This is a genomic window from Paenibacillus sp. J31R122 (genome assembly GCF_056269185.1).
The window spans coordinates 1-5,495 of record NZ_JBWDNM010000036.1 but is presented as its reverse complement, the minus strand read 5'-3'; the positions used below and the strand labels follow the sequence as shown (position 1 = coordinate 5,495).

General features: G+C 38.6%; 5 protein-coding genes and 1 pseudogene. 5 read left to right on the top strand and 1 reads right to left on the bottom strand.

What is annotated here, in order from left to right; genetic code table 11:
- The first annotated feature begins 160 nt into the window (after positions 1 to 160).
- From AC0YN7_RS29440 to AC0YN7_RS29420, 5 genes are all read left to right on the top strand, one after another.
- A complete protein-coding gene (locus AC0YN7_RS29440) occupies positions 161 to 703 on the top strand; it encodes a VanZ family protein (protein ID WP_475813572.1) in 543 nt (180 codons plus the stop codon).
- Positions 704 to 884: 181 nt separating this feature from the next.
- Entirely contained in the window at positions 885 to 1,346 is a 462-nt protein-coding gene (locus AC0YN7_RS29435) for a hypothetical protein (RefSeq protein ID WP_475813571.1), read from the top strand.
- Positions 1,347 to 1,573: 227 nt separating this feature from the next.
- The gene (locus tag AC0YN7_RS29430) at positions 1,574 to 2,266 is read left to right on the top strand and encodes a response regulator transcription factor (RefSeq protein WP_475813570.1); all 693 of its coding nucleotides are present in this window, start codon (positions 1,574 to 1,576) and stop codon (positions 2,264 to 2,266) included.
- Entirely contained in the window at positions 2,244 to 4,481 is a 2,238-nt protein-coding gene (locus AC0YN7_RS29425; RefSeq protein WP_475813569.1) for a sensor histidine kinase, read from the top strand. The genes AC0YN7_RS29430 and AC0YN7_RS29425 overlap by 23 nt, the downstream gene beginning before the upstream one ends.
- 345 nt (positions 4,482 to 4,826) lie before the next feature.
- Positions 4,827 to 5,093 (top strand): hypothetical protein, encoded by a 267-nt coding sequence (locus AC0YN7_RS29420; RefSeq protein WP_475813568.1) that lies wholly within the window; start codon positions 4,827 to 4,829, stop codon positions 5,091 to 5,093.
- 282 nt (positions 5,094 to 5,375) lie between these two features.
- Here the strand turns inward: AC0YN7_RS29420 and AC0YN7_RS29415 are convergent.
- Positions 5,376 to 5,495 (bottom strand): annotated as a pseudogene (locus AC0YN7_RS29415) (CBS domain-containing protein); the annotation flags it as partial.

Sequence of the window (5,495 nt, the reverse complement as noted above, 5' to 3'; positions counted from 1 at the left end):
ATTCATAGGGAAGACCTCTCTTCTGTGAATGGTGTTGTGGTGACTTCATTCTACAAGAAAAGGTCTTCCTTTTTGCTATTTATCTATTTACACAAGATATTTTACGCTCTCTCATCGAATACTTAATGTCACGGCAATATGACTGGGGGATATACTTTCAATGGATAACTTTATAATGTATTGGAGAATTTTCAGCAAGTACCTTCCTTTTGTTTTGACTACATTGATCACTATTTTTATTGTGTTTGCTTTTATTTATTACAGAAGACAAAAGAGTGGAGATCAAATAATTGCCATCAGAACTACAATGAGTGAACTGGCTATTTCATTCGTTATGATAGGCATACTGTTTGTATCACTCCTACCATCGAACAGCTATCTAACTTTTCAATACAGCATTAAAGTACAATTAATTCCTCTGCTAGCAGGGGATCTGGAGTATTTAATCAATGTAGGCATGTATCTTATATTTATTTTTTTTGTGACATTACACAGGAAATCCAATAACTTAAACCCAATTTTTTTTGGCATGATATTTTCATTATTCATTGAGGTCATGCAATTTTTATTGCCAATGGGTAGAATTGCAAGTGTTACTGACTTTATTTTAAATTCAATGGGATCAGTGATAGGATTCTGCATCGCAAAAACAATATTGTCTAGAATCCAGATAGTTTCAAACACGCGTCCGATAAACGAGTGAAATTACTTGAGTAACTTAAAGTGGTTGCTTCGGTAGCATTTTGTTACGCTAACGGGGAACTATAGTTTAACAATCACCATAACGAGGCTGCCGGCATGCAACGGCAACCTTGTTGAGCTAACGGGCAGGTTAGCGCAACATTATCTTTTAAGGAACGTATGAATCCGTGGGGGTGGAGAAAATGGGTATAAAAAGCATAACATCGATTGCCCTCATTCTCACAATAGTCGTTTTGGGGCTGTTTTTTTTATATTTCGCGGACCTCGTCGATAAGTCGGAGTCTGTGATTCTTTTTAAAGAATCAGCCGATGATGTAGCAAATGCAGGAATGTGGATTTATGGCGGTGTAACGGCGGGACATGTGTATGTCGAGTTAAGCTATCAAGAGGTAAATCAAATTCGCTTCTGGCTTATTTCCGTGCCAGCGGACAGGGTTAAAGAAGTTAATAAAATATTTTACGAGATCAACGTCAATCCAAACCCCAATGCAGAAATCGTATTTATCTTGAAATCGAACGCTGAAGTTCGAATTACGTATGACAAAAAGGACGTTTACGTAACCAGATCGTATAAAAAGAATCAAATAAAGTATGTTATCGAATCCTCAGAGTTGAAAAAATTCTTTGATAATAAATTGATGTAGTTCAGATCGTGATTGAACTAACGGGGAACGATAGTTCTACAATGGTAGCGGCAGTCTAGGACAGATCATTTAATTAACCGCCTCGTGATGAGGCGGTTTTTCTAGTTGTATTTGGGGTCAAAACACAAAAATATTAAGAAGTTCTTCATAATTATCGTAAATAGATGTTAAGATTTTCCGTTTACTATTAAGATAATGAAAGAGGCTGCTGGAAAGTAGGGTGAAAAATGGATAATTATTTTGTGCTCGTTGTTGATGATGAAAAGGAAATACGGGACGTCATCGAAATTTATTTGAAAAATGAAGGCGTTACCGTGTTAAAAGCAAAGGATGGGATTGAAGCGTTAGAAATCATAAATGATCACCAAATTCATCTCATTATTATGGATATTATGATGCCCAGGCTTGACGGAATTGCCGCTACATACCAAATTCGCGAGAAGAAAAACATTCCTATCCTTATATTGAGCGCAAAAAGCGAGGATAGCGATAAAATATTAGGCCTCCATGTGGGTGCGGATGACTATGTCACAAAACCGTTCAATCCAATGGAACTCGTTGCCCGTGTGAAATCCCAGTTGAGAAGGTATGTTGCTCTGGGCACTTATGAAGGCATTAAAAAAGTGATTGATCTTAAGGGGCTTACATTAGACAAATCGGCCAAGGAAGTATCGGTCCTTGGAGAGCCGGTGAAGCTTACGCCTATAGAATATAGAATCGTTGAATTATTGATGACGAACGCCGGCCGGGTGTTCTCGATCAATGAAATCTATGAGCGGGTATGGAAGGAACCTGGCTATAACGCGGAAAATACGGTAGCCGTCCACATCAGAAAAATTCGTGAGAAAATTGAGATTGATCCGAAAAATCCAACTTATTTAAAGGTGGTATGGGGAATTGGGTACAAAATGGAAAAGTAGAATAAGCATTGGCGTCTGGGCTTTCATGTTTACTTTTGGCCTAAGCGGGCTCTTAGTCTTATTCGCTTTCGGTAACAGTTACGTTCATCGCGACTATTTTCAAACGCCTGAATTCCGAAGCGAGCTCGATCTATTTGCCAAGTATTTGAACACGTTCGAGCTAAACAGTATTACATTGGAGGAAGCGAAAAAATCGATAACGGTTACTGAAGATGAAATCAATCAGCATCGGAGTGGGTTTGGAAATATATTGGATCAAATTACATTCCTCAAAAATGAGTATGAACCTCGAATTGATGAAGCATTGTCAGTAAATAACCAAGAGGCAGTGGACATCTACATTGCAGAAAGAGATAAAAAAATAGAGGATATTACCAATGTATTCAAAAGTGATGAGTATGCCCGAGCAAAGGTTATTAATGAAAAAGAAAAGGAACTGGAAGAGTACTACAAGGAGAGAGAACAATATCATTCGGATTATTTAAGATACAAAGAACAATTCCAATATTATTTTAAGAGTAGCGTAACCGATAAAGTCTATACAAATTTGAGTATTTCCGAAGATGAATCGGCTAAAGATATGTTGAACTCCAAAAACAATCTATATATCACAAGCTATTCTATACCAATAGAACATTCGTTACATTATTGGATTCTAGGACATGATCAACTGGCAGATTCATTTATTCCGTTCGAAGGAGAGTTTGCGATACCCAGAGGCTTATCCTCATCGAGTTCCGTTTTGATCGAATACGATAGATACAAAAAGGAGCAAATCGCAATATGGGCATATGTCTTCGTAAGTATAGTCGCTCTTTCTCTATGTGTACCCTTCGTAAAGAAAGCTAAAGCTATTCCTACAGCAGTCGAAAGATGGATGCCCTATTACAATACGCTTCCAATTGACGTAAGAGCAGTCTTTATCAGCCTAACAGGTTTTGGAACCATTAGCTTACTGTTTTTTATAAAAGATCAATTCCTTACTGTTATTAAAAATCCATTTGTATTTGTTTACGGCTGGAATATGTTTATCGGTATGGTATTTGCCTCGCTTCTTTTGGTTATTACCCTTGTCCAGAGGGAATTTTTTGCGGCACAATTAAAGGATTGGCAGTATATAAAGAAAGAATGGGAAAAGGGTTTTTTGAATAAAGCGGGGCAGAGCGTAAAGGCGCTCTATAATCAAGCCAAGTTCAGCCTAATAGATGCTTTTCTGAATAAGAGCACAGGTGCGCAGTTGTTTATTGTTTTGACGATCGTATTTGGTCTAGGTTTAGCGGCATTGATGATTGTCGTACATCCCGGTTTTATTCTCTTATATGTAATACTGCTTGCAGTTATTGGGCTTCCAATCGTAATGATCTTGTTTAATAGGATCGGGTATTTTAACCGGATCGTAATAAAGACGAATGAGCTGGCTGTTGGAAATCTAGGCCAGGATCTGCCGCTGTCAGGAAAATCTGTTCTTGCAACGCTCGCTGGAAATATCAATGTGTTAAAACAAGGAGTAAAAACGTTGCAGAACGAACAAGCAAAGAGCGAACGCCTTAAAACAGAACTGATTACAAATGTAAGCCATGACCTTCGGACACCGCTAACCTCCATCATTACATATACCGAGTTATTAAAAAAGGAAGATGTATCAAGTGAGGATAGGATAGCCTATGTTGAAATTATTGACAGAAAATCAAAGCGGTTAAAGGTGTTAATTGACGATTTGTTTGAAGTTTCGAAAATGGCTAGCGGAAATGTTGAATTGACAAAGGAAAAGGTCGATCTCGTTCAGCTTTTACAACAGACACTAGCGGAATATGATAATATGATTAACGATTCCAGTCTTCAATTCCGGATTACGAATACTGAAGAGACGGTATATGCCTTTGTTGATGGACAAAAGCTATGGCGTGTCTTTGATAATTTAATTGGAAATGTCCTAAAATATTCACTGGAGAATTCACGCGTTTATATTACTTTACGAACGTTGGACAATCAGGCGATTATTATGTTTAAGAATGTGTCAAAATATGAACTCAACGAAAATATAGATGAGCTATTTGAACGGTTCAAACGTGGAGATACGTCACGTCATACGGAAGGCTCTGGCCTTGGGCTGGCCATTGCGAAATCAATCGTGGACCTCCATGAAGGCAGTCTTGATATTGAAACTGATGGCGATTTATTTAAAGTAAGTATTTCTCTAAATCTAGAGGAATAGAGAGGCGATTTTATATCATTCAAATTTGGAAAGGACAAGATTGTAGAGGGTTATGGTGAGCACGATTTCAGAGATATATTGCTTGTGCTTGTTTTAATCGTTTTGCAGGCTTTGCACCTTGTAAGTGTTCAGCCGTTTGCCAAAGATGAATTAAAGCCGTGCAGATCAGATCAAACCGGGTCCCGGAGCAGCTGTACTTGATATTACAAATGGAGATCTACTATATTCAGGACGTGCAGCCGAAGTTAACGACGAAAAGCAAACGGAGGAGTAGATGAAGGAGAATCTCCATTTGTTAAATGTAGAAATCACTGAAAAGCGTAATGACAATGATGAGGAAACGTTATGAGAGCAACGATTCTAATACATCAAAAGATTCAACGAATAAGAGGGCTTGAGCAGTACGCCTATCAGGTTGCCCATTTTATTTTGCAAGACGAGGTCCTTGCAGCAGAGGCTGCAAAAGCAGCATTATTAGAACTAAGCCAGGTTGACAAACTATTAGAGGAATCGGCGGAAGAGCTGCGCAGCCGGACTAAAAAGTTGACGATCAGCGCTTCGATTACAATAGTCAGCTTGGCTTCCCATTCACTAAGAAACAAACAAAAATGATCATCTCATACGTATATGGTCATATTAATCACCTTTTTTATCCATAAAGTGTCTTGTCGTATAATATCCGCGTTTTGTCGGTAGTACAGCTTCAAGCAGTGTTGTGTCGGTGCAGACCGGGCGCTTTTGAGTACCGGATTTTCTCCATCCATAAGATATAAGTTATATACTGAAAATGTCATTACGCTAACGGGTAACGATAGCTCAATAAACATTAAGAACAAAAATAAGGCTGCCGGTCGAACGGCAGCCTTCATGATCCGCAAGATCAGTTCTTTCCAACTAATCTATAATATTCCTGGTATAATATGCGATTATATCTTTGCGACGAATAATACCGAGGAAGACGCGATCGGCGTCTACGACCGGAACGAAGTTCTGATCGGCCGCCAGCGCCAGCAT

Excerpts from the sequence above, each read along its gene's own strand:
- AC0YN7_RS29440 (WP_475813572.1), top strand. The coding sequence starts at position 161 with ATGGATAACTTTATAATGTATTGGAGAATTTTCAGCAAGTACCTTCCT.
- AC0YN7_RS29435 (WP_475813571.1), top strand. The coding sequence starts at position 885 with ATGGGTATAAAAAGCATAACATCGATTGCCCTCATTCTCACAATAGTC.
- AC0YN7_RS29430 (WP_475813570.1), top strand. The coding sequence starts at position 1,574 with ATGGATAATTATTTTGTGCTCGTTGTTGATGATGAAAAGGAAATACGG.
- AC0YN7_RS29420 (WP_475813568.1), top strand. The coding sequence starts at position 4,827 with ATGAGAGCAACGATTCTAATACATCAAAAGATTCAACGAATAAGAGGG.